The organism is Microbulbifer sp. CnH-101-G (genome assembly GCF_052466775.1).
This window is the reverse complement of the sequence record NZ_CP174292.1, coordinates 2,560,081-2,580,833: the sequence shown is the minus strand read 5'-3', so window position 1 is coordinate 2,580,833 and position 20,753 is coordinate 2,560,081. Positions and strand designations below refer to the sequence as shown.

At 55.6% G+C, this 20,753-nt stretch carries 23 protein-coding genes; 16 read left to right on the top strand and 7 right to left on the bottom strand.

From position 1 onward, the window contains the following. The first annotated feature begins 1 nt into the window (after position 1). The 4 genes from ACJJID_RS11335 (at position 2) to ACJJID_RS11320 (ending at position 4,650) form a co-directional block, all read left to right on the top strand. Complete coding sequence (locus tag ACJJID_RS11335; protein ID WP_444919589.1) at positions 2-1,015, top strand: DUF58 domain-containing protein; 1,014 nt, start codon at positions 2-4, stop codon at positions 1,013-1,015. After that, positions 1,015-3,039: a transglutaminase TgpA family protein gene (locus ACJJID_RS11330; protein WP_444919588.1), complete on the top strand. Its 2,025-nt coding sequence runs from the start codon at positions 1,015-1,017 to the stop codon at positions 3,037-3,039. Before ACJJID_RS11335 ends, ACJJID_RS11330 begins: the two co-directional genes overlap by 1 nt. 24 nt (positions 3,040-3,063) lie before the next feature. Next, entirely contained in the window at positions 3,064-4,284 is a 1,221-nt protein-coding gene (locus ACJJID_RS11325; protein ID WP_444919587.1) for an MFS transporter, read from the top strand. Positions 4,285-4,356: 72 nt separating this feature from the next. Continuing rightward, entirely contained in the window at positions 4,357-4,650 is a 294-nt protein-coding gene (locus tag ACJJID_RS11320; protein ID WP_444919586.1) for a DUF3175 domain-containing protein, read from the top strand. A gap of 36 nt (positions 4,651-4,686) precedes the next feature. Here ACJJID_RS11320 and sppA read toward each other — a convergent pair whose 3' ends face one another. The 4 genes from sppA to arsC all read right to left on the bottom strand — a co-directional run bounded on the left by sppA (position 4,687) and on the right by arsC (position 7,962). After that, entirely contained in the window at positions 4,687-6,555 is a 1,869-nt protein-coding gene (sppA, locus tag ACJJID_RS11315; RefSeq protein WP_444919585.1) for a signal peptide peptidase SppA, read from the bottom strand. A gap of 83 nt (positions 6,556-6,638) precedes the next feature. Further along, positions 6,639-6,986: a DUF2069 domain-containing protein gene (locus ACJJID_RS11310; RefSeq protein WP_444919584.1), complete on the bottom strand. Its 348-nt coding sequence runs from the start codon at positions 6,984-6,986 to the stop codon at positions 6,639-6,641. Between the two features lie 10 nt (positions 6,987-6,996). Further along, positions 6,997-7,617, bottom strand: coding sequence for an NAD(P)H:quinone oxidoreductase (gene wrbA / locus ACJJID_RS11305; protein WP_444919583.1), 621 nt, complete (start codon positions 7,615-7,617; stop codon positions 6,997-6,999). Then, positions 7,618-7,962 (bottom strand): arsenate reductase (glutaredoxin), encoded by a 345-nt coding sequence (arsC, locus tag ACJJID_RS11300; protein ID WP_444919582.1) that lies wholly within the window; start codon positions 7,960-7,962, stop codon positions 7,618-7,620. It lies immediately after the preceding gene. Positions 7,963-8,070: 108 nt separating this feature from the next. Between arsC and ACJJID_RS11295 the strand changes: the two genes are divergently transcribed. From ACJJID_RS11295 to ACJJID_RS11240, 12 genes are all read left to right on the top strand, one after another. Continuing rightward, positions 8,071-9,480 carry a YihY family inner membrane protein gene (locus tag ACJJID_RS11295; protein ID WP_444919581.1) on the top strand — a complete coding sequence of 470 codons (1,410 nt, stop codon included), beginning with the start codon at positions 8,071-8,073 and terminating at the stop codon, positions 9,478-9,480. Then, positions 9,422-9,856 carry a TlpA family protein disulfide reductase gene (locus ACJJID_RS11290; RefSeq protein ID WP_444919580.1) on the top strand — a complete coding sequence of 145 codons (435 nt, stop codon included), beginning with the start codon at positions 9,422-9,424 and terminating at the stop codon, positions 9,854-9,856. Before ACJJID_RS11295 ends, ACJJID_RS11290 begins: the two co-directional genes overlap by 59 nt. Positions 9,857-10,000: 144 nt before the next feature. Then, positions 10,001-11,365 (top strand): L-cystine transporter, encoded by a 1,365-nt coding sequence (locus tag ACJJID_RS11285; RefSeq protein WP_444919579.1) that lies wholly within the window; start codon positions 10,001-10,003, stop codon positions 11,363-11,365. A gap of 162 nt (positions 11,366-11,527) precedes the next feature. Next, a complete protein-coding gene (locus tag ACJJID_RS11280) occupies positions 11,528-11,974 on the top strand; it encodes a hypothetical protein (protein WP_444919578.1) in 447 nt (148 codons plus the stop codon). A 121-nt stretch (positions 11,975-12,095) separates the two neighbouring features. Then, positions 12,096-12,650, top strand: a complete 555-nt coding sequence (locus ACJJID_RS11275) for an RNA polymerase sigma factor (protein ID WP_444919577.1) — start codon at positions 12,096-12,098, stop codon at positions 12,648-12,650. Continuing rightward, positions 12,647-13,012 carry a hypothetical protein gene (locus tag ACJJID_RS11270; protein WP_444919576.1) on the top strand — a complete coding sequence of 122 codons (366 nt, stop codon included), beginning with the start codon at positions 12,647-12,649 and terminating at the stop codon, positions 13,010-13,012. The genes ACJJID_RS11275 and ACJJID_RS11270 overlap by 4 nt, the downstream gene beginning before the upstream one ends. Continuing rightward, complete coding sequence (locus tag ACJJID_RS11265; RefSeq protein ID WP_444919575.1) at positions 12,996-13,283, top strand: hypothetical protein; 288 nt, start codon at positions 12,996-12,998, stop codon at positions 13,281-13,283. Before ACJJID_RS11270 ends, ACJJID_RS11265 begins: the two co-directional genes overlap by 17 nt. Then, positions 13,276-13,809 (top strand): DUF3106 domain-containing protein, encoded by a 534-nt coding sequence (locus ACJJID_RS11260; RefSeq protein ID WP_444919574.1) that lies wholly within the window; start codon positions 13,276-13,278, stop codon positions 13,807-13,809. Before ACJJID_RS11265 ends, ACJJID_RS11260 begins: the two co-directional genes overlap by 8 nt. An 89-nt stretch (positions 13,810-13,898) precedes the next feature. Continuing rightward, positions 13,899-14,474: a glycine zipper 2TM domain-containing protein gene (locus ACJJID_RS11255; RefSeq protein ID WP_444919573.1), complete on the top strand. Its 576-nt coding sequence runs from the start codon at positions 13,899-13,901 to the stop codon at positions 14,472-14,474. A gap of 64 nt (positions 14,475-14,538) precedes the next feature. Then, positions 14,539-14,856, top strand: coding sequence for a PepSY domain-containing protein (locus tag ACJJID_RS11250; RefSeq protein ID WP_444919572.1), 318 nt, complete (start codon positions 14,539-14,541; stop codon positions 14,854-14,856). A 39-nt stretch (positions 14,857-14,895) separates the two neighbouring features. After that, the gene (locus ACJJID_RS11245; protein ID WP_444919571.1) at positions 14,896-15,570 is read left to right on the top strand and encodes a response regulator transcription factor; all 675 of its coding nucleotides are present in this window, start codon (positions 14,896-14,898) and stop codon (positions 15,568-15,570) included. Between the two features lie 11 nt (positions 15,571-15,581). Next, positions 15,582-16,934 (top strand): ATP-binding protein, encoded by a 1,353-nt coding sequence (locus ACJJID_RS11240; protein ID WP_444919570.1) that lies wholly within the window; start codon positions 15,582-15,584, stop codon positions 16,932-16,934. Positions 16,935-16,963: 29 nt separating this feature from the next. Here the strand turns inward: ACJJID_RS11240 and ACJJID_RS11235 are convergent, their stop codons facing one another. The 3 genes from ACJJID_RS11235 to ACJJID_RS11225 all read right to left on the bottom strand — a co-directional run bounded on the left by ACJJID_RS11235 (position 16,964) and on the right by ACJJID_RS11225 (position 20,631). Next, the gene (locus ACJJID_RS11235) at positions 16,964-18,766 is read right to left on the bottom strand and encodes an acyl-CoA dehydrogenase (protein ID WP_444919569.1); all 1,803 of its coding nucleotides are present in this window, start codon (positions 18,764-18,766) and stop codon (positions 16,964-16,966) included. A 288-nt stretch (positions 18,767-19,054) separates the two neighbouring features. Further along, a complete protein-coding gene (locus tag ACJJID_RS11230) occupies positions 19,055-20,128 on the bottom strand; it encodes an MJ1255/VC2487 family glycosyltransferase (RefSeq protein WP_444919568.1) in 1,074 nt (357 codons plus the stop codon). Then, positions 20,125-20,631, bottom strand: a complete 507-nt coding sequence (locus ACJJID_RS11225; protein ID WP_444919567.1) for a phosphatase PAP2 family protein — start codon at positions 20,629-20,631, stop codon at positions 20,125-20,127. The genes ACJJID_RS11230 and ACJJID_RS11225 overlap by 4 nt, the downstream gene beginning before the upstream one ends. Positions 20,632-20,753 lie beyond the last annotated feature (122 nt).

Below are 20,753 nucleotides of genomic sequence, written 5' to 3'. Positions count from 1 at the left end.
TGTGAACCGCGATTTTCCCCGGCAGGCTTCCATTACAGGATCGACATCCTCGAAAAGCTCGCGCAATTTTTTTCGCGGGCTGGGTGAGCGCTGGCTCAGCCGGCGCGCGCCCCGCTCACGGGACATCACCCTAAATCACAGCCGTTTATTTATTCTGCCCACTCACGCGGGGCTCGGTTATTTATTGGTAACCGCTTTACTGTGGTTGCTGGCTACCAATTACGAGAACAATCTGGTTTTTGCCCTGACCTTTCTGCTGATCAGTGTCTTCGTGATCTTGCCGGTGCATACCTTCGCCAACCTGAGCGGCCTGCGCCTGCAATTACTGGGCACTGAAGTGGCTTTTGCCGGCGACTTTGCCGAGGCACAAATCAATCTGAGTCGAGCGGACAAGCGCCAACGGGAGTGGATACAAATTTGTTGGCCACCGGAGGAGGGCGCCTATGTGGATCTCTGTGAGGAGTCCTCGGCGGACTTCCGCATTGCGCTGCCAGCCCTGCAGCGGGGGCGAATTCAGGCGCCGCGATTAAGAATTGAGAGCCGCTTTCCGCTGGGACTGTTTCGCTGCTGGAGCCGCATCGATCTGGATGTGGAATTTCTTGTATATCCGCGACCGCTCGCCGCCGGGCCCCTGCCGTTGGGAGAGGCCTTGGTAGAGGGTACATCCGGCCAGGTACGTCGCGGCGGGGATGATTATGCTTCTCTCAAACCCTACCAGCCCGGTGACTCTCTGCGCCATCTGGCCTGGAAACAATATGCCGCCGGGCGCGATCTCTATAGCAAGGAGTATGAGAGTCGTACGGATACTCGATTGTGGCTCGATTGGGAGTTGTTGGATGGGCGCGATGTAGAGACCCGCCTGAGCAACCTGTGTGATTGGGTCCTACAGGCGGAGAAGCAGGGCGTTGCCTATGGCCTGCGCATCCCCGGTACTACTTTGCCGCCCTCTCTCGGCACCGAGCACCAGCAGCGAGTGTTGTCGGCGCTGGCCCTCTTTCCAAAGTGGGGTGGCTGATGGCGAGCAATCGGGATCTATTGCCTCGAGAAAGCCTGTTGTGGATTTTCGCCGCACAATTTGTCGCCCTGCTGCCACAGCTGAGCCAGTTGCCACTGTGGATTGGTTTTGCCTGGGCGTTTGCAGTCTATTGGCGCTTGGAGGTCTTTCGCGGGCGCCGTGACCTTCCCGGGCGCGCCCTCAAACTTTTGGTGATCGCACTAACGGTGGCGGGTTTAGCGCAATCCTACCAGCGCTGGTTTGCGCTGGAGCCGATGGTGGCTCTATTAGCGCTGTCCTTTACCCTGAAAAACCTGGAGCTGGTGAGCCGCCGAGATGCCTTTGTCAGTTTGTTGCTGGCCTATTTTGTTGCTGCGACCTTGTTCGTGCGCGAACAATCGATTCCCTATGCTCTCTACGGTTTGATCGCTACCCTGGTGATTACCGCTGCACTGGCGGCACAGCTGGGAAGCTTTAGTGCGCGGCCGCGCCGGGCCCTGGGGCTCTCCCTGCGATTAATGGCGCAAGCCACACCGCTGATGCTGCTGCTGTTTGTGGTGATGCCGCGCCTGGGCCCTTTGTGGAATGTGCCCCAGGATATCTCCGCCGGCCGCACCGGCGTGAGTGACTCCATGGCGCCGGGCGATTTCACTCGCCTGTCCAAATCCGCCAAGCCGGCACTGCGCATTTCCTTCGATGGCCCCATACCGCCGCCAGAGCAGCGTTACTGGCGAGGGCTGGTGTACTCCGAGTTCGATGGGCGTACCTGGCGTCAGGGGTTGGGTGTGGACCCGCGCAATGGTGGCCAAGTGTACTGGAATAGTGGCGAGCGCCCGCTGCCACAAATCGGCCCACGTTACCGCTACCAGGTGATTCAGGAGGCGAGCCGCAGCCCCTGGTTATTTGCCCTGGCAAGGCCGGCTTCGGATAGTCCCGGTGTCGGGGAAACTGTGGATGATCGCCTGGTAAAGCGCACACCGGTTTACAGCCGTTTTGCCTATGAGGTGCGTTCCTGGCCTCGAGACCCCCAGGCTATTCCCTCACCGCTAGATAGCGCTGAGCGCCGCCGCAATCTGCAGCTGCCGGCCAATGGGAACCAGCGCACCCGCGAGTGGGTGGAACGCCTGCGCCGCCGGGGACTGGGGGCTGAAGAGATTTCGTCACAGCTACTGGCGTTCTACAACCGTGAATTTACCTATACCTTGCGTCCACCGGCACTGGGCAATGACAGCGTGGACGAGTTCCTATTCGACAGCCAGAAGGGTTTCTGTGAACACTTTGCCGGCAGCTATGTGTTTGCCATGCGTGCCGCCGGAGTGCCCGCGCGGGTGGTAGCGGGCTACCAGGGTGGCGAGTGGGTGAGTGGTGAGAAGTACCTGTTGGTGCGCGAGTACGATGCCCATGCCTGGGCCGAGATCTGGCTCGATGGCCGCGGCTGGCAGCGGGTGGACCCCACGGCTGCCGTCTCTCCGGAGCGGGTTCGGGATGGTCTTGAAAGTGCTGCCGGCGAGGAGTTTATGCAGGACTCGCTGTTGCCGGTGCACCGCTTTGATGTCTTGGTGAAGCTGCGCCTGCAGTGGGACATGATCAATTACCGCTGGTATCAGACGGTAGTGCGCTTTGATAGTGAAAAGCAGCGGGATACTTTGCAAAGATTGCTCGGTGATCTTTCTCCCATGCGTATGGCACTGTTTTTTGCTACTCCGGTGGCTGTCGTATTATTTGGCATTCTCCTGTGGACTCGCCTGACCGGCCGGGGGCGCAAGCGGCCTGCGGTGGAGCGCCTCTACGCAGTCTTCTGCAAACGTATGGCCAGAGCCGGTATCACTCGCCGCCCCGGTGAGGCGCCCCGGGATTTCGCCGGGCGCATCGCCGAGCAGAAACCCCAGCTGGCAGAGTTTGCCGGACAGGTGACGGACGCCTTTGAGCGCGCAGCCTATGGTGGGGATAAAGAGGCTTTAATGGAGCTGCGTCGTCTGCTGCGTTGGCGCTTGAGTCTCCCTTTAAGAGTTCCGACAAATAAAAGCCAGCAGGCTGGTCACTAACCCTTGGAAGGTCTATCGCGAAAGATGCCTCACAGGCTGCAAAAATTTCTGCTGGGCTACAGCGGCACTTCCCTGGCTACCGGGCTGCAGGTGATCCTCTTGCCCTGGATTGCGCTCACCGTGGTGGATTTGCCGGCTCTACAACTGGGCTGGGTGCAGGCTTCGGTGCTTTTGCCCAACCTGGTGTTCCTGCTGTTCGGCGGTGCCCTGGCAGATCGCCGTGATCCGGCAGCGGTCTCCGCACTGGCCTGCATTGGTCTGGCCCTTTGCCACACAAGTCTGCTGCTAGTTTACCTCCTGTCCGTGATCTCCCTGCCGGTATTGATGCTCTACGGGATTTGCCTGGGGATTTGCAGCGCTTTCCTGCAACCGGCGCGGGACAACCTGGTGCAGCGCAGTGCACGCCAAGGCGGTAGGCAAACCTCCGAGCGGCGGGTGCAGAAGACGGTGACCTGGATGATGTTGGCCCAATACGGTGGTCAGGCTGTGGGGATGTTGCTGGCGAGCCGCTTTGAACACTGGGGGCTGCAAGCCTTGCTGTTAGTACAGATAGGGGTATTGCTGTTGGCGGCTTCGGCCTTGATTAGTCTGCGCGCGGGTGGGGCCAGCCGTACGACTAAGGAAAAAATTACTCACAGCCTGATTCTCGATGGCTTATCCCAGGCCTGGCGGCACCCGGTACTGCGCGAGTTGACTGCGTTGATGGCCTTTAACGGGTTTGTGCACATCGGTGTCTTTTTGGTGGTGCTGCCGCTGCTGGCGGAGGATTACGGTCGCGGTGCCGGTTATTACGCCACGCTGCAACTGGCCTTTGTAGCTGGTACCGTCATCGCCACGGTGACTATGCTCCGCCGTGGCCAGGGTGCTGAACCTGGGCGCGGTATTCTTATGTGCCTGCTCTACAGTGCGGCGCTGTTAATTGCCATCAGTCTCGGTCCCACCAAGCTGGGCCTGATCCTGCTGTGTCTTTGCTGGGGGGCGGTGGCGGCGGCTTCCGCTGGCCTCGGTCGCGGCATAGTACAGTTGCTCGCCCCGGCGGAATACCGCAGCCGTATTATCTCCATTTACCAGTTTGCCCTGTTTGGCTCCGCTGCCCTTGGAGCACTGGCCGCTGGCGTCTTGAGTGAATACGCCGCCCCCCTGACCACCTTGCTGTGGGCGGGAATTTTAAGTCTGCTTGCCTTTGCTCTGGTGGCTTTAAGTGGTGCCCTGCGCCGGGTCAAAATCACTGACAGCGAGGTCTGAATTGCTTCGTGCGACCAACCCAGACACCGCCACCATATAGTTAGGTGGGTCAGCCAATGAGTGGAGGTGTCGGTGAGTCCCGTGAAAAAGGCCAATTGGTCGGAAGAGGTCACGCGCCACAGTCATGCCCTGGATTTGAGTGAGGGCCTCTTTAGCCTGGAGGACCCGAAAGCGATCGCACGGGGATTGAAAGCGGCTGCGGAATCCAGCCAGCGGCGCAAGTCCGATCCCTATCGCTCCGCCATGTCTATGCTGACGTTCTATATCAACCGGGCGGGACAGCGGCTGCCGGCGAAAAGGCGGCGTCTACTGGAAATGGCCAAGGAGGAGCTGCGCGGCCTTTACGGGCGTCCGCGCCGGCATTGAGCCGGCGGCGGAGTTGTGGTGAAAGCGTGAGACGTTTTAAGGCGCTTGGCAGGGCAGGCAGCGCACGTAAAGGGCGCGGGGGTCGCGATAGCTCTGCAGCTCGCCGATTGGTGCCAACACCGGCTGTACGCTGTTTAACCAGGCGCCGAGTGGCAGGTTGGCTTCAAGGCTCGCGGCAATTTTCGCGTCTACATTATCGCTCAAAGCGCGCAGGAATTTTTCGCCGGGGCTCAGTTCACGCTGGATCTCTACTACGTCGTATTCTTCGATTTCAGCAAGCTGCGCGGCGTCGGCGATGGCATCGCTGAGGTTGCCGAGATCATCCACCAGTCCCAACTTTTTAGCGGCGCGGCCGGTCCACACCTGCCCCTGGGCTATTTTGTGTATCTCTTTGGGGGTGCTGCCGCGAGCTTCGGAAACGATGCGCAGGAAGCGCGCATAAGTGTTATCCACCCCCTGCTGCAGAATACTGGCCGCAGCTGGCGGCAGGGCGCGATCGAGGCGCATACTGCCGGCCAGGTCAGAAGTGCCTACACCATCGGTGTAGATACCAATATGCTCGAGGGAATTCTCAAAGGTCGGGAAGGCACCAAAAACACCAATAGAACCGGTGAGTGTCGCCGGCGAGGCCCAGATGCGGTCACCAGCCGTGGCGATCCAGTAGCCACCGGAAGCGGCGACGCTGCCCATGGAAATCACCACCGGGATTTTTGCTTCGCGAGTGGCCAGCAGCTCCTGGCGAATAGCTTCGGAGGCAAAGGCGGAGCCGCCACCGCTGTCGATGCGCAGTACCAGGGCATCCACTTCTTTCTCGCGCGCACGCTGAATTAATTTGCCGAGACTCTCACTGCCGATACGCCCAGCGGGAGCTTCGCCGTCGACTATGGAACCACTGGCGGTGATCAGGCCGATTTTCTTGGACTCCCGGATGGGTTTGGCGGCTTCGGCGAGCTTGTGACTGCGCAGGTAGGCGAGGGCGTCGATAAATTTGTAATCGCGCTCTTTGCTGTCATCTTCACCGATGTCCTTTTTCAGCTCATTCATCGCCTCGATGCGACTGGCGAGCTGATCTACCAGCTTGTTGGCCAGGGCGGCTTCGGCCCAACTGCCCTGATGCTGTTGCAGCTTCTGTGGCAGTTCGTTGATAAACAGGTCGATACTCTCAGCGGGCAGATTGCGCAACCCGGTGACTTGCTCGCTGTATTCACCCCAGAGTTCATTCAACCAGCGCTGGTTATTTTCCCGCGAGGCGGGAGACATATCGTCACGAGTGTAGGGCTCGATAAAGTCCTTGTAATCCCCCACACGGAACACGTGGAAGTTCACCTTGAGTTTATCCAGGGCGCTCTTGTAATAGTTGCGATAAACGCCGAAGCCGGTGAGCATGACCGAGCCCATGGGATTCAGGTATACCTTGTCGGCGTGGCTGGCGAGGAAGTACTGGGGCTGGGTGAAGTTGTCGCCCACCGCGTAGATGGGTTTATCGGCGGCTTTAAAGCGCTGCAGTGCCGCACCTATTTCATCCAGCTTGCTGAGGCTGCCACCCACCATATGGTCCAGTTCCAGCACTAGCGAGGAAATGCGTTTGTCAGTGGCGGCGTTGTCGATAGCGTCAACCAGATCTTTGACGCGCACCTCTGCTGGGCCGCGGTTGCCACCCAGGAAAATCGGCAGGGTGGCGGGCTGGGTCAGCTCATCCACAAGAAAACCGCTGGGGGCTACGCGCAGCGCCGCGCCCTGGGGCACCACCAAGCGCTCGTCCTTGCTGAAAATGGCAATACCGAGAAACAGCAGGATCAGCAGGAAGATGATGTTGGTGAATACTCGCCTCAGCCAGGTGATGGAGCCGCCAATCGCAGCTAAAAAGCCTCGGGCAAATCCTTTTTTCTGGGGTGAATCAGTCAAACCTCAAAACTCCTTAGCGTGTGGAAGTCTTATATTTCCACGCTTTGTGTCGGGAACCATTGGCGGAAATTCCGCCAATGGAGTTACTGCATACGATGCCAGCGACTGCTCATCATTGCAGAAAAGAATAGGATAAGGCTCAAAACCATCATTGCGCCATCCTGCCAACCGCGTGTAGGCATCATTACATCGACAATACTGGTGGTGATGTACAGCAGCAGAATAAAACAGAGCCAAAGGTAGCTGCGATAACGCTGCTTGATCAGGCCTGGCAACACCAGCAAGAGCGGTACCGTCTGAATCAGCCAAAGCGCGAGGGAGCCGCCCTCGATAAACAGGTTTCGAACTGCAATTAGCACCAATAGGGCGATATAGCAGAACCAATTGATACGGAGCGCAATTTGTAATTTGCGCTGAATAGTGTCGTTCACGCTGAATCCTCTATTTGGCAGCTTGAGTCGCCGGGCTCAGGGTTTGGGCCAGTTGACCGATGCGAGCACCAAGCGCTCGGCACAGGGTGATCTCATCTTCACTCAAGTCGCTGGTATGCCCTTTATTCCAATGGGAGGCGCCGTAAGGAGTACCGCCGGTGCTGGTACGCATTAGGGCGGCTTCTGAGTAGGGAATACCGGCGATCAACATACCGTGGTGCAGAAGCGGCAGCATCATCGAGGTGAGCGTGGTCTCCTGGCCGCCGTGCAGGCTGCCGGTGGCGGTAAATACCGCGGCGGGTTTACCGGTGAGGCTCCCTTCCAGCCAAATATCGCTGGTTTGATCGAGAAAATAGCGCAGTGGCGATGCCATATTGCCAAAGCGGGTGGGGCTGCCCATGAGCAGTCCGGCGCACTGGCGCAGGTCTTCGAGGGTGCAATAGGGTGCGCCCTCGTTGGGCACCGGCGCCAGGCTGGCTTGGGTATCGGGTGAGACTGTGGGAACGGTGCGCAGGCGTGCGGCGATGCCGCTGGCCTCAACGCCCCGTGCGAGCTCAGCGGCCATACGCGCCGTGGCGCCGCCGCGGCTGTAATAGAGAATCAGCACATAGGCTTCGCTATCGGGTGCCATTTAAAGCAGCTCCAGCGCATTTTCCGGTGGGCGGCCAATGGTGGCTTTGTCGCCTTTTACCACGATCGGTCGCTGGATAAGGATGGGGTTTTCTACCATGGCCTCAATCAATTGCGCTTCGCTCAGCGCCTCGTCTTTTAGGTTGAGTTGCTTGTAGGGTTCCTCACCGGTGCGCAACAGGTCCCGTGCGGGCATACCGAGTTTCTGCAGGATTTGTTTGAGAGCACCAGCCGAAGGCGGGTTTTGCAGGTAGAGAATCATTTCCGGCTCCACGCCGTTGTCCTGCAAGAGTTGCAGAGTTTGGCGGGATTTTGAGCAGCGCGGGTTGTGGTAGATCGTCCACATTATGTCGGTATCCTGTTACTGTTTGGCGTATTCTAACCGAATACCGTAATGGAATTCTAAGGCGTAAGTCGAGTGTTCACCGCATTTGCTGGAGGTCGCACACAGGGAATGAAATTGAAATCAAGTGTGAAAGATAGGCTCGTTCAATGGCGGCGTTTTGCCACCTCCTTGTGGACTCTGTTTGTCGAGAAAGACTGTCAGAAAAGTGCGGCTGCGCTCACTTATATGACTCTGTTCGCCATAGTGCCATTGGTGACCGTGAGCTATGCGATGCTGTCGCTGTTCCCGGACTTCGCCGGCTTGCAGACCCGTTTGCAGGAGCAGTTGTTCTCCCACTTTGTGCCGCAGAGTGGGCGTGAAGTACAGGAATATATCAGCAGTTTTTCAGCCCAGGCGCAGCGACTCACCGGCTTGGGTATCGCCATGCTGGCGGTGACTGCGGGGCTCACACTACGCAGTATTGAAGGTACCTTTAACGCCATATGGGATGTGTCCCGTGGGCGTAGCGGAGTTTCGAGTTTTCTATTGTACTGGGCCATTTTAAGCCTCGGGCCTATCCTGCTGGGGGCCGGGCTCGCCGCCAGTACCTTCCTACTCTCGCAAAAATTATTTTTAGGTGGAGAGGAGGGCATTGGCATGATGGCGGTCGTGCTGCGAGTGCTGCCTTTTATTTTCACCAGCATCGTTTTTACCCTGCTATTTATCGCCGTGCCCAATTGCTATGTGCCCCTGCGCCATGGCATCGAAGGCGGGGTGGTGACCTCCATCGCCTTTGAAATTATGAAATACCTGTTCGGGGCCATTGTCGCGCGTAGTTCGGTACAGGCGATCTATGGTGCCTTTGCTTTTGTGCCCTTGTTTCTGTTGTGGATTTATATGATGTGGATGCTGGTGCTGGCGGGGTGTGTGCTGGTGCGCACCCTGTCGGTATATCGAGCAGCAACCCAGGGGCACAGACACTCCGATTTAGTGGCGATCCTGATTGTCCTCTGGCAAATGTTTAAAAGGGGGCGGTGTGGCAAACCCCTGCGTGAGCGGGATATCTCTTTATTGGGAATAAAATTTGGCCAGTGGCGGCGGCTGCGTGATGTCTTACAGGGGCACCGGGTGATCGCCCAGACCGACGGGAATGATTATGTCTTGCTGCGGGATCTAAACGCGGTATCACTGATGGAGCTGACCGGTTGGTTGAGCCCCCAGTGGATTCCCAGCGGTAATCCGGGCAATTTAAAGGGGTTTGAATGGTACAGCGAGGTAGAGAGTCGCTTTGCCAATACCCGTGGTTCCGCCAGAGAGCAGCTTGATATTACGATTGGATCTCTCTTTAGCGACGCTCTGGAAAAAGAGGAGGCCGAAAGTCGCGGGGCGGGGCAAGAGGCGGGAACTTCAAAAAATATGGAAAATGAAATTGTTGAAGCGGAGGGGGAAGACGATGCTGCAGTTGCTGATAAGAAAAAGAATGAAGAAGGTACTGGGGGCAATCTCTCTGTCCTTGGCAAGCGCAATCAGCGGCTGTGACAGCGATAGCCGTCTGCATACCACCGGTGGCGAACCGGTTAATACTGAGGGAAAAACAATATTGGTTAACTACTGGGCCGAGTGGTGTAAGCCCTGTCGTGAAGAAGTGCCTGTGCTCAATGAATTGGCACAGACCAACAGCGACATCGTCGTGTTGGGGGTTAACTTTGATGGTTTGCCATCCCCCGCAGCTATCGAACAGGCGCAGAAGCTGGGTATAGAATTTCCCCTGTTGACCGAAGAGCCCGAAGGACGCTGGGGCCAACCCTGGCCAGAAGTGCTGCCTACTACCTTCATAATTGGCCGGGATGGCCGCTGGCAAAAAACACTGGTGGGGCCTCAGACCGCAGAGGATCTTAGAGCGGCCCTACAGTAAGGGCGCTTTTAAATAATAATTTAAAAAAACAAATCAATATAACTATAAACAAAGTATCTATAACCAAGGTAACTATAGGGCACTAGCCTATCGCTGATAGCATGCCGCCACTTTTTAGTTTGCCCAGGGTGGGATTTTCATACCATGCATATCGGCGCTTTTGTTCTGCTTTTTGGCTTCGTGGTTCTCTTGTTCGGATTGCATCGTTGGCAACGCGGCAGGGATACCCTGGCGCCGGGCGTATTTGTCGGGTTGCTTCTAGGCGTGGTTTTTGGGGCGTTATTGCAATTAGCGCGCAGTTGGGGGAATACCACTGATGAGGTTCTGCCCTGGATCGAAATGCTGGGCGAGAGCTACGTAAATCTGCTGTATATGCTGGTGATGCCACTGGTGCTTACTTCTATTCTGGTGGCCGTGGTAAAAGTGAGTGACACCCAGGCGCTGGGTAAGATCAGTGTGTCCGTATTGGGTGTATTACTCGGGACAACGGCAATTGCCGCCCTGATCGGTGTGTTTATGGCCGATTTGTTTGGGCTCTCAGCTGCGGGGCTGGTCGAGGGCTCCCGCGAAGCAGCGCGGGTGGAAGTGCTTAATGAGCGCATCGGGCGAGTCAGTGATCTCTCAATTCCTGAAATAATTACCTCCTTTATTCCGCGCAATATTTTCCTGGATTTGACTGGAGCCCGCTCCACCTCTGTGATTTCGGTGGTTATTTTTGCGGTGTTACTGGGGCTGGCGGCCCTGGCGGTAAGGCGTGAATTTCCCGAGGAGGGTGCTGCGATTGAGCGGTTTGTACATGTCGCTCAAGTCTGGATTATGAAGCTGGTGCGCCTGGTGATGGCCTTCACGCCCTACGGTGTGATGGCACTGGTTGCGGGGTTAATTGCTAAATCCAGTTGGGCAGACATTGCTAACCTGTTCGGTTTTGTCGTGGCCTCTTTTTGTGCGATTGGCCTGATGTTTTTAGTGCATGGTCTTTTGCTGCTAGTGAATGGCGTGAATCCGCTGCATTACTTCATCAAAGTCTGGCCCGTGTTGGTATTTGCCTTTAGTTCCCGCTCCAGCGCGGCCACTATCCCCCTCAATGTGGAAACACAGGTGGATGAGCTGCGAAATTCACCAGCCATCGCCAACTTTTCCGCATCCTTCGGTGCCACCATCGGTCAAAATGGCTGCGCGGGAATCTATCCTGCAATGCTCGCCACGATGGTAGCGGTGCCTTTGGGGATCAACGTGTGGGACCCCATGTGGTTAGGCACTCTGCTGGCTGTGGTAGTCATCAGTTCTTTTGGTATTGCCGGCGTGGGTGGTGGGGCAACTTTTGCCGCACTGGTGGTGCTACCGGCAATGGGACTACCGGTTACCATTGCGGCCCTGTTAATTTCTGTAGAGCCGCTGATCGATATGGCGCGTACCGCGCTCAATGTAAACGGCGCTATGACCGCGGGAACCCTGACCCAGCGTTGGCTCGGGGATGAAGTGCCCGGTCCCGAGATCGTAGAGGGATAACCAGTAGAGGGGTTAGTAAGAGTTGTCGGCCGGTGGAAAAAATTTGAAAAAAATAAATGAATCCTGTCAACCGCTGGCCCAACAGAGCGTTTTAATCAGTGCAATTTAAATCTTATTCGATCTCCTCGAATGGAACCGGGGCGATTTATGAAGGAGCAATTTATGAAAAAGCTGATTGGACTCTCACTACTGACTATTGGCTTGGCTTTTCCTTATTCTATTTATGCACAGAGCGATGAGAGCGAGCCGCACGATCACGGTGATCATGTCGAGGATCGCTTAGATCAGAAGGGCGATCGTATAGAGGCGAGATTGGATCAAAAGGGAGACCGCATTGAGGAGCGCCTCGATAACAAGGGTGATCGTATCAATGAGCGCCTTGATCAGAGGTCTGAACAGGCGGCTGCCAATGGCAATGACAAGCTGGCCGAGCGACTGGACCGCAAAGGGGATCGTATCGATAACCGCCTCGACCAAAAAGGGGAACGTGTCAACGAAAGGCTGGATAACAAGGGTGCAAAAATTAATGATCGACTGGACAAAAAGGGAGAGCGTGTAGATCGCCGCATGGACCGGCGCGCTAAAACCCGCAAGCGTAAAGAGGGCTGACCTTGCGAACTGGTCATTCAGATAAAACCAAGAGTGCGAGTGGAGTCTTTTAGGTGGGCTCCATAAACCATAAAAAGAATCTGGAAGAGCATTCCGTGCGCAAGGACTTCAGCCGGCTTCTATGAATCAGTTCCTGGCCCAGGTGGAGAAGCGGGCCTTTACCATGGCGAATTACGCCGTAGGCAATCGGGATGATGCGCTGGATATTGTGCAGGATTCCATGTTGGCGCTGGTCAGGAAATACAGCGGTCGCGATCGCAGCGAATGGCGACCGCTGTTTTTTACCATTCTCAACAATCGAATTACCGATTGGCATAGGCGCAACAATAAGTTATCCCGCTGGCAGTTGTTACGAGAAAAACTACCTGCAAATACCGATGAAACAGACCCAGCTCCGTTGGAGTGGGTCGATAGTTACAATCCCACCCCAGATAAGGCTTTGGTTGGTGAGCGCCTGCTGGAAGCTATCGACAGCGCTGTAACCAGGTTGCCTTTGCGCCAACAGCAGGCCTTCCTACTGCGTTGTGTCGAGGAGTTCGATGTTGCCGAAACTGCCCGCGCAATGTCATGCAGCCAGGGCAGTGTCAAGACCCATTTATCAAGAGCCATGCGCAGTTTGCGTACCCATCTAGAGGCCTATGAACTAGAGGCATTCGAACTAGAGGCAATCCAATGAATCGACAGCAAGAAGATTTAGCGGCGCAGAGCGATGCATTACAGAGAGCCGCTCGGGATGCGGTTGCACGCCGGGATAGCAAAATCGATGCGGACACCCTAGTGCAGCTTGCCAGTGCCAGACAGCGCGCATTAGCACAAAAGAAAACGTATTATCGAGACTGGACTGGCTGGGTCGGATTCACTGGCACCTGTGCAACATTATTGTTATTGCTGCTCTGGCCGGCGCCCAATGAACAGGCCACCACCGAGTTACTGAGCGCTTCTGATTGGCTTTTGTATGAAGAAATGGATGTTGAGATGGTTGAGGATATGGAGTTCTACCAGTGGTTGGCGGAAGAATTGAATGGTCACTCCTCTTAATAATGATGGGAGCGGTTTTTTCCTCAAGAGAAAAGCCGGTAGGGGTCTCTGCCTCATTCTGCTCTTTTGCGGCGCCCCGCTACCGGCGGAAGAGTTGGAGCCGCTGGATGAGGACTTCCTGATGTTTGTCGGGGAATGGGCAGATGAGCAGGGAGATATACAGGCATCAGAAGCACTGGAGATGTTGTTACCCAAGCTGGAGAGTGAGGCGGTGACAGATCGGCAGGGTGCTGGAGATAGAGAAACCCGCGAGGAGCTGCGCGATGAGTGACCGAAAGCATTTGCTGTGTGGCTGGTTGGGCGCGGTGTATTTGTCCCTCTTCGCGGGCGTTTCTTTGGCTCAAGAGTGGCAAAGCCTCAGTGACAGCGAACGGCAGCTGCTGCACAACTTTGAGGATCGCTGGTCACAGCTGAGTGATGACCGCCGCGAGCAGCTGTTGCGAGGTGCCAGGCGCTGGAGCGAAATGAACCCCGAGCAGCGTCAAGAAGCGCGTCAGCAGTATCAGCGCTGGCAGGATATGCCCAGGGAGAGGCGTGCCCAATTGCGGGATTCCTATCGCCGTTTTATGGATTTGCCCGAGGAGGAGCGACAGCGTATCCGGGAGGCACGCAAGCGCTTTCGACAGATGACGCCACAGCAGCGCAGGGAGCTGCGGGAAAAGTGGAAGCTGGATAAGCGCGATAGGGCCGACAGGCGGGAGAGGCGGAGCCGCCGGGAGGGCCGGAGTCATCGGGAAGGACAGCGCAGGGAGCGAAGAGAGCATCGGCGGAGGCGTGAAAGCGAAGATCGGGCCTGATATTTTTCGCCAGCTCAGGTGTAATTCAGCGTCTATTCAGATCGATTTGACTAATCTGGCCCCCGTTGATGAATAACGGGAGATCGATTGTGCAACTCTTCAAGCAGTTTATCGCCGGCGCGGCAGTCGCCGCGCTGGTGGCCTTGAGTGCTACCGCCAAAGCGGGCCCTCGGGGCTACTCAGACCCCTATGGTGCGGACAGCTACGATTTTGCCCGTGTCACCGAGGTTACCCCCGTCTACACCGATGTCGAGGTGCGGACCCCACGTACCTACTGTCGGGATGAGCAGGTAGCTTACCGCGAGCCGGCCTCCCCGGCGGGTACCCTGGTCGGTGGGCTGATCGGCGCCGCTGTTGGCAACAGCCTGGGACGTGGTGGTCATCACGGTCGTTATCATCACCACCATGGCGGCCAGCGGGCCGGGGCCACTGTCGCGGGGGCTCTGGTAGGTGCCTTGGTTGGCAACCAGATCAGTCGTTCCAACGCTCCGACCTATTACGCCACAGAATCCCGTTGCCAGGTTGTCGACGAGTTCAGCTCACAGCGGGAATTAGTCGGATACGATGTGCGCTATCGGTATAATGGTCAGGTTTATCTGACTCGTACAGATTACCATCCGGGCGATAGAATCCGGGTTCGTGTCGCAGTCTCGCCGGCGCCATAAGTCGGCGGGAGGCGGTCGAAGATAGTTGAAGGTGGAAAACCAGGACATCCACAGGAGCCGCACCGTGAAATCGAGCCGCACTTTTAAACGGCATTTTCTTCTCCTAATCGCTCTGCTTCCGAGCCTTTGTGCCGCCTCATGGCAGGGAGGGCCGGCGCCGCAGAGGGAAAACTACCGGCATGAATTCCGCTGGGTGCAGGACTCGGGTATTTCCCGGGAGAAGGCCGCTTCGCTGGTGAAGCGGCGCTACGGCGGCAAAATATTGTCGGTCTCTGAAACCCGTAAGCAGGGCCAGGTGGTCTACCGGGTGAAGGGGCTTTCCGATAAAAGTCAGGTCTATGTAGTTTTTGTGGACAAAAAGAGCGGCAGGATCTCCCGTTAATTCCCCGCTACCACAGACACGCAGTACAAGGGAAAGAATATGCGCGCACTATTAGTCGAAGATGAAGTTTTACTGCGCCAGCAGCTGGCGGAGTCACTGCGCGGTGCAGGCTATACCGTCGATGAGGCGCCGGATGGAGAGGAAGCGCTCTATTTGGGGCGGGAATACCCTTACGATATTGCGGTTATGGATCTGGGGCTGCCAAAAATAGATGGTATCCAGGTGATTCAGACCCTGCGCGGCGAGGACAAGCACTTTCCTATTCTGATTCTCACCGCCCGCGGCCACTGGCAGGAGCGCGTGGCCGGATTGGAGGCCGGTGGAGACGACTACCTGGTAAAACCTTTTCACACTGAGGAATTGCTGGCGCGCCTGAATGCGTTGGTGCGCCGTTCCGCCGGGTTCTCCTCCCCCACGATCAAAGCGGGCCCGATACTGTTGGACACCAGTTCCCAGCGTGTCACCGTCAACGATACCGAACTGGAGCTGACTTCCTTCGAGTACAAGGTACTCGAATACCTGATGCTGCACCCGGATGAGGTGGTCTCCAAAACCACTCTAACCGAACATATCTATGAGCAGGACTGCGATCGCGACAGCAATGTAATTGAGGTATTTATTGGCCGTCTGCGCAAGAAGTTTGATGCGGCGGCTCAGCTAAAGCCCATTGAAACCTTGCGTGGCCGGGGTTATCGCTTTATTGCCCCCCGCTAATTTCGACTGTAATGCACCTGTTTTCCTTCTGGCTGAACTCCCTTAAAGGCCGCTTAGCACTGGTAACCAGTCTGGTGCTGGTAGCTTTTATGCTGATGATTTCTGGGGTGTTGGAGCACGCTTACCGCACTTCTCTAAATGAGGCCAAACAGCGCGAGCTGCAGTTGTATATCTATACCTTGTTGGCGCTGGCAGAACCGGAAGGTGGAAGCTTGGTGTTGCCGCCTGAACTGCCTGAGCAGCGCTTTAATCAGCCGGACTCGGGTCTGATTGGTGCGGTTTTGGATGGGGAGGGCCGGGTTATCTGGCGCTCTGAATCGGCCCTGGCAATGCCTGAAATGGAGTTTTCCCCTCTACCTCAAGGGCAACAGTCCTATATGCGGATCTCCCTCCCCGGTGGCGACGCCAACTACAGTAGCTTTCGCCAGGGTGTGGCCTGGGGGCTCGATAACGAGAACCCTTTTACCTTTGTAGTAATGGAAGATGCGGCACCGCTGCAGTCTCAGGTAGGACAGTTTCGCTCAACCATCTGGAATTGGCTTGGCGTAGCGGCGCTGTTACTGATTCTGGCCCAGTGGCTGGTGTTGCGCTGGGGGTTTGCGCCTCTGCGCGCACTGGCACAGGCCCTGCGGGATATGCAGCAGGGTGGCAGCGATCACTTGGAGGGGAATTTCCCGCTGGAATTGCGTCCGCTCACCGATAACCTGAACCTGCTGATCGAAAATGAGCGGCGCCAGCGCGAGAAGACCCGCCACACCTTGGCGGATCTGGCCCACAGCTTGAAAACGCCATTGGCGGTGCTCAAGGGGTTGAGCCTGGAGAAGGACCCAGGGGCTGCTGGTAAAACTCTGACCGATCAGGTCCAGCGTATGGACAGCATTATCAGCTACCAATTACAGCGCGCGGTTGCCAGTTCACCCAAGTCTATCTTGAGAGGCATACCGGTGGCGCCACTCCTTGAAAAAATCCTGGATGCCCTGGAGAAGGTCTATCGCAGCAAGCCCTGTGAAGTTCACAGAGATTGCAACGAGGATGCCCTGTTCTATGGAGATGAGGGAGATCTCATGGAGCTGCTCGGCAATCTACTCGACAATGCCTACAAATACGGTGCTGGCCAGGTGCATGTCACTATTGAGAATCCCGAGGAGGGACGCAAGCTCTCAATTCGTGTTGCCGATAATGGGCCCGGTCTAGACAGGGATAAATGGCGCGAAGTCACCCAGCGCGGTGTGCGTGCCGATCAGCAACAGCCAGGTCAGGGTATTGGCCTGGCTGTTGTGATGGATATTGTCGAGAGCTACCAGGGGCAAATCAGCGCTGAACCCCTGCCCCAGGGGGGCACGGAAATTACCGTGTTGCTGTAATTTCCATTGGCCAACCTAATTGTTACTGGTTAGAACCAGTCTTCTTGCATATCGAACGGTAGATTGTTGCCATTTTGCAGCAGGGTGATCTGCGGCTGGACATTGGGTAGCTCCCATTCGAAATAAAAGCGGGCGGTGTGTAACTTGCCACGGTAGAAGTTGGCATCTTCCGTGCTGGCAGATGCCTCCAGGGCATTCGTCGCAACAATCGCCTGGCGCAGCCAGATCCAGGCTACCAGGATACAGCCGAAAACATCCAGGTAGAGCGTGGCATTACTGAGGCCTCGATCGACGTCCTTCTGTAACTGTGCAAACAGCGCCATGCCGGTTTCGTCGAGTTTTTGCAGGGATTCCTCCAGGGCATCGGCCATGCTAACCAGACTCTCCTTGTCCTGAGCCTCCTTAACCGTATTGCGAATCTCTGTCTGCAACAGCTGGTAGGCCTGAAAATTTTTGCCGGGCACTTTGCGCGCGAGTAGGTCGAGGGCGTGGATACCCTCGGTGCCCTCGTGGATGGCATTCAGGCGGTTATCCCGGTACAGCTGCTCCAGGGGAAACTCACGAATATAACCGGCACCGCCGAGCACCTGGATAGCCAGTTCATTGGCTTTGAGGCAGTATTTTGAGGGCCAGGATTTCACTACTGGGGTGATCAGGTCCAGCAGGGTGGCTGCGAACTGCCGTTGCTCCTCTGTGTGTGCACTGTGTTGGTCTTCGTAGAGGGAAGTGGCATACATGCTTAAACCCAGGCCGCCCTCGGCATAAGCTTTTTGCATCAGTAGCATCCGGCGTATATCGGCGTGCTGGATAATGGGTATCTGCTTGGAATTGGCGTCGTGCTTGGAGGGCAGGCGTCCCTGCGGACGCTCTTTGGCGTACTGCAGAGAGTGGATATAACCCTGGTAGCCCAGCACCGAGGCGCCGGCGCCGACACTGATGCGAGCCTCATTCATCATCTGGAACATATATTTGAGCCCCTGGTGTGGCTCGCCAATCAGGTAGCCCACCGCACCCTGATTTTCACCGAAACTCAGTACCGTAGAGGTCGTGTTGCGAAACCCCATTTTATGCAGCAATCCGGCCAGCTTGACATCGTTGTGCTCGGTAACTTGGCCATTTTCGTCGAGGAGGAGTTTAGGGACTAAAAATAAGGATATTCCTTTGACTCCGGCGGGGGCGCCTTTGATTTTTGCCAATACCAGGTGAACGATATTTTCGGTCAGCGACTGGTCTCCGCCGGAGATATACATCTTCTGCCCACGAATGCGATAGCTGCCGTCATCAGCGGGTTCGGCACTGGTGCGGATATCGGCGAGGGCTGAACCCTGGTCTGGCTCGGTCAACGCCATGGTGCCGGCAAAGCGACCATCCAGCATTTGCGGTAAAAATTGTGCCTTGAGGCTGTCACTGGCAAAAGAACGCAACAGGTTGGCGGCGGCGATAGTCAAAAATGGGTAGCAGGCACTGGCAATATTGGCGGCACTCATGTAGCCGAGTGCGGTGCGCATTATGGTTTTGGGCAACTGCATGCCGCCCTCTTCAAAGTCGCAGTGACCCGCGAGAAAACCTGCCTCTGCGAAAGCATCCCAGGATTGCTTGGTTTCTGCAATCATCTGTATTTTTTCGCCATCGAAACTGGGTTCATTGGCGTCGCCTTTGGCATTGTGATTGGCGAAAAATTTTTCAGCAATAGTGCGTGCGGTTTTCAGGGTTGCATCAAAAATCTCTCGGGAGTGTTCCTTATAGCGTGGACGCTGCAGCAGTTCTTCGGTATTGAGAAATTCATAGAGATAAAATTCAGTATTGCGTTCGTTGAGCAATGGAGAAGACATGCCTACCTCGTTATTTTTATTGAGTTACAAAATTTATTATCCCGGCAAAGAAAAATCCAGACCAATCACATTGTTTTGGATGGATGATTGGTACAAGTTCTTATTAAGTAAATTTATGGGATCGTGCTCGCCACTGGATTAATCAAGTAGTAAAAGCTTAGGCGCTAAATCGGGCAATGACTTTTTGTGTGAATGCACTTGGCGATATTGTAGGAGGGGATATTGTATGGGCGCGGAGCCATTCGCTATTAATCCCGCTAAATGAGTTATAGACGATGAACTTGGCACCTAATCAGCGACACTTTGGTAAGCTGGCGTCGGTCCTTTGGTAGGGCGTGGGACTACTTTTTGCCAGAGGTCGCGGGCAAGCTCTGCGGGATCTCTTTTACAACCTTCGGCTATCCAGGCGGCCACGGCCTGCGCCACGTCCGGCCATTGGATTCGTTTCGGCACAGGCAGCTCTTTGAGCCAGGAATGAATATTTTTAGCGTTGATGGAACTGACGATCCTCGCCAGGTTTAGTTGCTCTAACGCTTTGGCATTGGCCTCTTGCTCGAACTGATAGGCTAGGGGCCGGCTCAGTATGGGCTTGCCCTGAGCTAGGGTCTCAGCCAGTAATTCAAAGCCACTATTACAGATTACCGCCTGGGCATTGACCAGGTCCCGCTGAAATCCTTCCGTTGAAGGCGCTTTTATCTGGATATTGTCTGCGGTGGGCAGATTTACCGGAACACCGTAAACAATAAATTGCCGTTGTACCTTCGACAATTCCTCCAACATAGGAATAGGGTGCTCAAACGGTAAGTAGACAAGGACATAATCATTCGCACTGTTATCTGGTTTTGGTTGTACGGGGACTATGGGCGGCAGTATGGGGTTGCCAAAGTGATGCCAGTGCAGCCCCAGGCTTTTTTCTGTGGGCGCAAATGTGCGCAGAACTGTGTGAAAAAGCCAGTTAAATCTGGGCATTGGGATCGAATATAAAAAAGCGTACTGGTGGCCAATACCCACACTGGGCTTCTTGCGGATTTTGGCCGCCCAAGCGGTGACTGGTTCGTAGTCGCTGATAATCAGGTCGAAGTCGTTAACTGGTAGTTCTCGGATATCCTGGATTAACCGACGTAATTTTACCTGCGCAATAGTGGCAAAGCTCCTGAGGCGCCCCTCGCTGTGGACAATGGTCATTCCCTCGCGCCACCAATAGTCGCCAAATAACTCCATCTCAAACAGGTTTTCCTTTGGACGTCCGGAAAACAACCATTGAATCTCAAGTTGTGGGTATTGGTTTAATGCTTTGGCCAGTGTGCGTGATCGGGCGATATGTCCATTGCCGGTTGCCTGCACACCATAAAGAATTTTCATAAAAGGGTGGCGCTCGTTGCCAGTGCCACACAAGTACCGAGCATGGCGCCTGCAAAAACATCCGAAGGGAAGTGTACTCCCAGGCTCACGCGGGCAGCGCCCACTCCAGTAGCCCAGATGTATCCAAGTCCCCATAAGGGACTCACCTGCTGGGTCATAAATGTAATAAAAAGGAAGGCTGCGGAGGTATGTCCCGAGGGTAGGCTGAAGCGGTCATGGGCGATAATAATCGGCTGCATACCGGGTATGGCTTGGGGTGGACGTCTGCGCCGCGTCGTATTTTTAATGGTCCAATAGAGAGAGCGCTCCACCGCCAATCCAGAGCAGGCGGCAATAAAAAGCTGAGTGGCTGCATTGGAAATTATGTAGCTGAAGAGTACGGCGACAGTGAGCCAGCCATCCCCGGACTTAGATAGCCACAGGTATCGTCTGCGTGAAGTGGGACGTGACGCCCGCTCCGTGAGATACAGGACCAGGGACACATCGATACTCTTCAGGTTCATGGATAAGTCTCGCATGCGGCCAACTTAAGAATTGATTATTGCACGGAGTTGACCAAATGATGTCGCAATAATGAAATCTCAAAATAGATAATAATTACGTCGTTCAGCTGCTTGTTTTTAGT

Coding starts and splice junctions, on each gene's coding strand:
- ACJJID_RS11330 (WP_444919588.1), top strand. CDS start 1,015: ATGGCGAGCAATCGGGATCTATTGCCTCGAGAAAGCCTGTTGTGGATT.
- ACJJID_RS11325 (WP_444919587.1), top strand. CDS start 3,064: ATGCCTCACAGGCTGCAAAAATTTCTGCTGGGCTACAGCGGCACTTCC.
- wrbA (WP_444919583.1), bottom strand. CDS start 7,617: ATGGCACCCGATAGCGAAGCCTATGTGCTGATTCTCTATTACAGCCGC.
- arsC (WP_444919582.1), bottom strand. CDS start 7,962: ATGTGGACGATCTACCACAACCCGCGCTGCTCAAAATCCCGCCAAACT.
- ACJJID_RS11295 (WP_444919581.1), top strand. CDS start 8,071: ATGAAATTGAAATCAAGTGTGAAAGATAGGCTCGTTCAATGGCGGCGT.
- ACJJID_RS11290 (WP_444919580.1), top strand. CDS start 9,422: ATGAAGAAGGTACTGGGGGCAATCTCTCTGTCCTTGGCAAGCGCAATC.
- ACJJID_RS11285 (WP_444919579.1), top strand. CDS start 10,001: ATGCATATCGGCGCTTTTGTTCTGCTTTTTGGCTTCGTGGTTCTCTTG.
- ACJJID_RS11280 (WP_444919578.1), top strand. CDS start 11,528: ATGAAAAAGCTGATTGGACTCTCACTACTGACTATTGGCTTGGCTTTT.
- ACJJID_RS11275 (WP_444919577.1), top strand. CDS start 12,096: ATGAATCAGTTCCTGGCCCAGGTGGAGAAGCGGGCCTTTACCATGGCG.
- ACJJID_RS11270 (WP_444919576.1), top strand. CDS start 12,647: ATGAATCGACAGCAAGAAGATTTAGCGGCGCAGAGCGATGCATTACAG.
- ACJJID_RS11265 (WP_444919575.1), top strand. CDS start 12,996: ATGGTCACTCCTCTTAATAATGATGGGAGCGGTTTTTTCCTCAAGAGA.
- ACJJID_RS11260 (WP_444919574.1), top strand. CDS start 13,276: ATGAGTGACCGAAAGCATTTGCTGTGTGGCTGGTTGGGCGCGGTGTAT.
- ACJJID_RS11245 (WP_444919571.1), top strand. CDS start 14,896: ATGCGCGCACTATTAGTCGAAGATGAAGTTTTACTGCGCCAGCAGCTG.
- ACJJID_RS11240 (WP_444919570.1), top strand. CDS start 15,582: ATGCACCTGTTTTCCTTCTGGCTGAACTCCCTTAAAGGCCGCTTAGCA.
- ACJJID_RS11235 (WP_444919569.1), bottom strand. CDS start 18,766: ATGTCTTCTCCATTGCTCAACGAACGCAATACTGAATTTTATCTCTAT.
- ACJJID_RS11230 (WP_444919568.1), bottom strand. CDS start 20,128: ATGAAAATTCTTTATGGTGTGCAGGCAACCGGCAATGGACATATCGCC.
- ACJJID_RS11225 (WP_444919567.1), bottom strand. CDS start 20,631: ATGAACCTGAAGAGTATCGATGTGTCCCTGGTCCTGTATCTCACGGAG.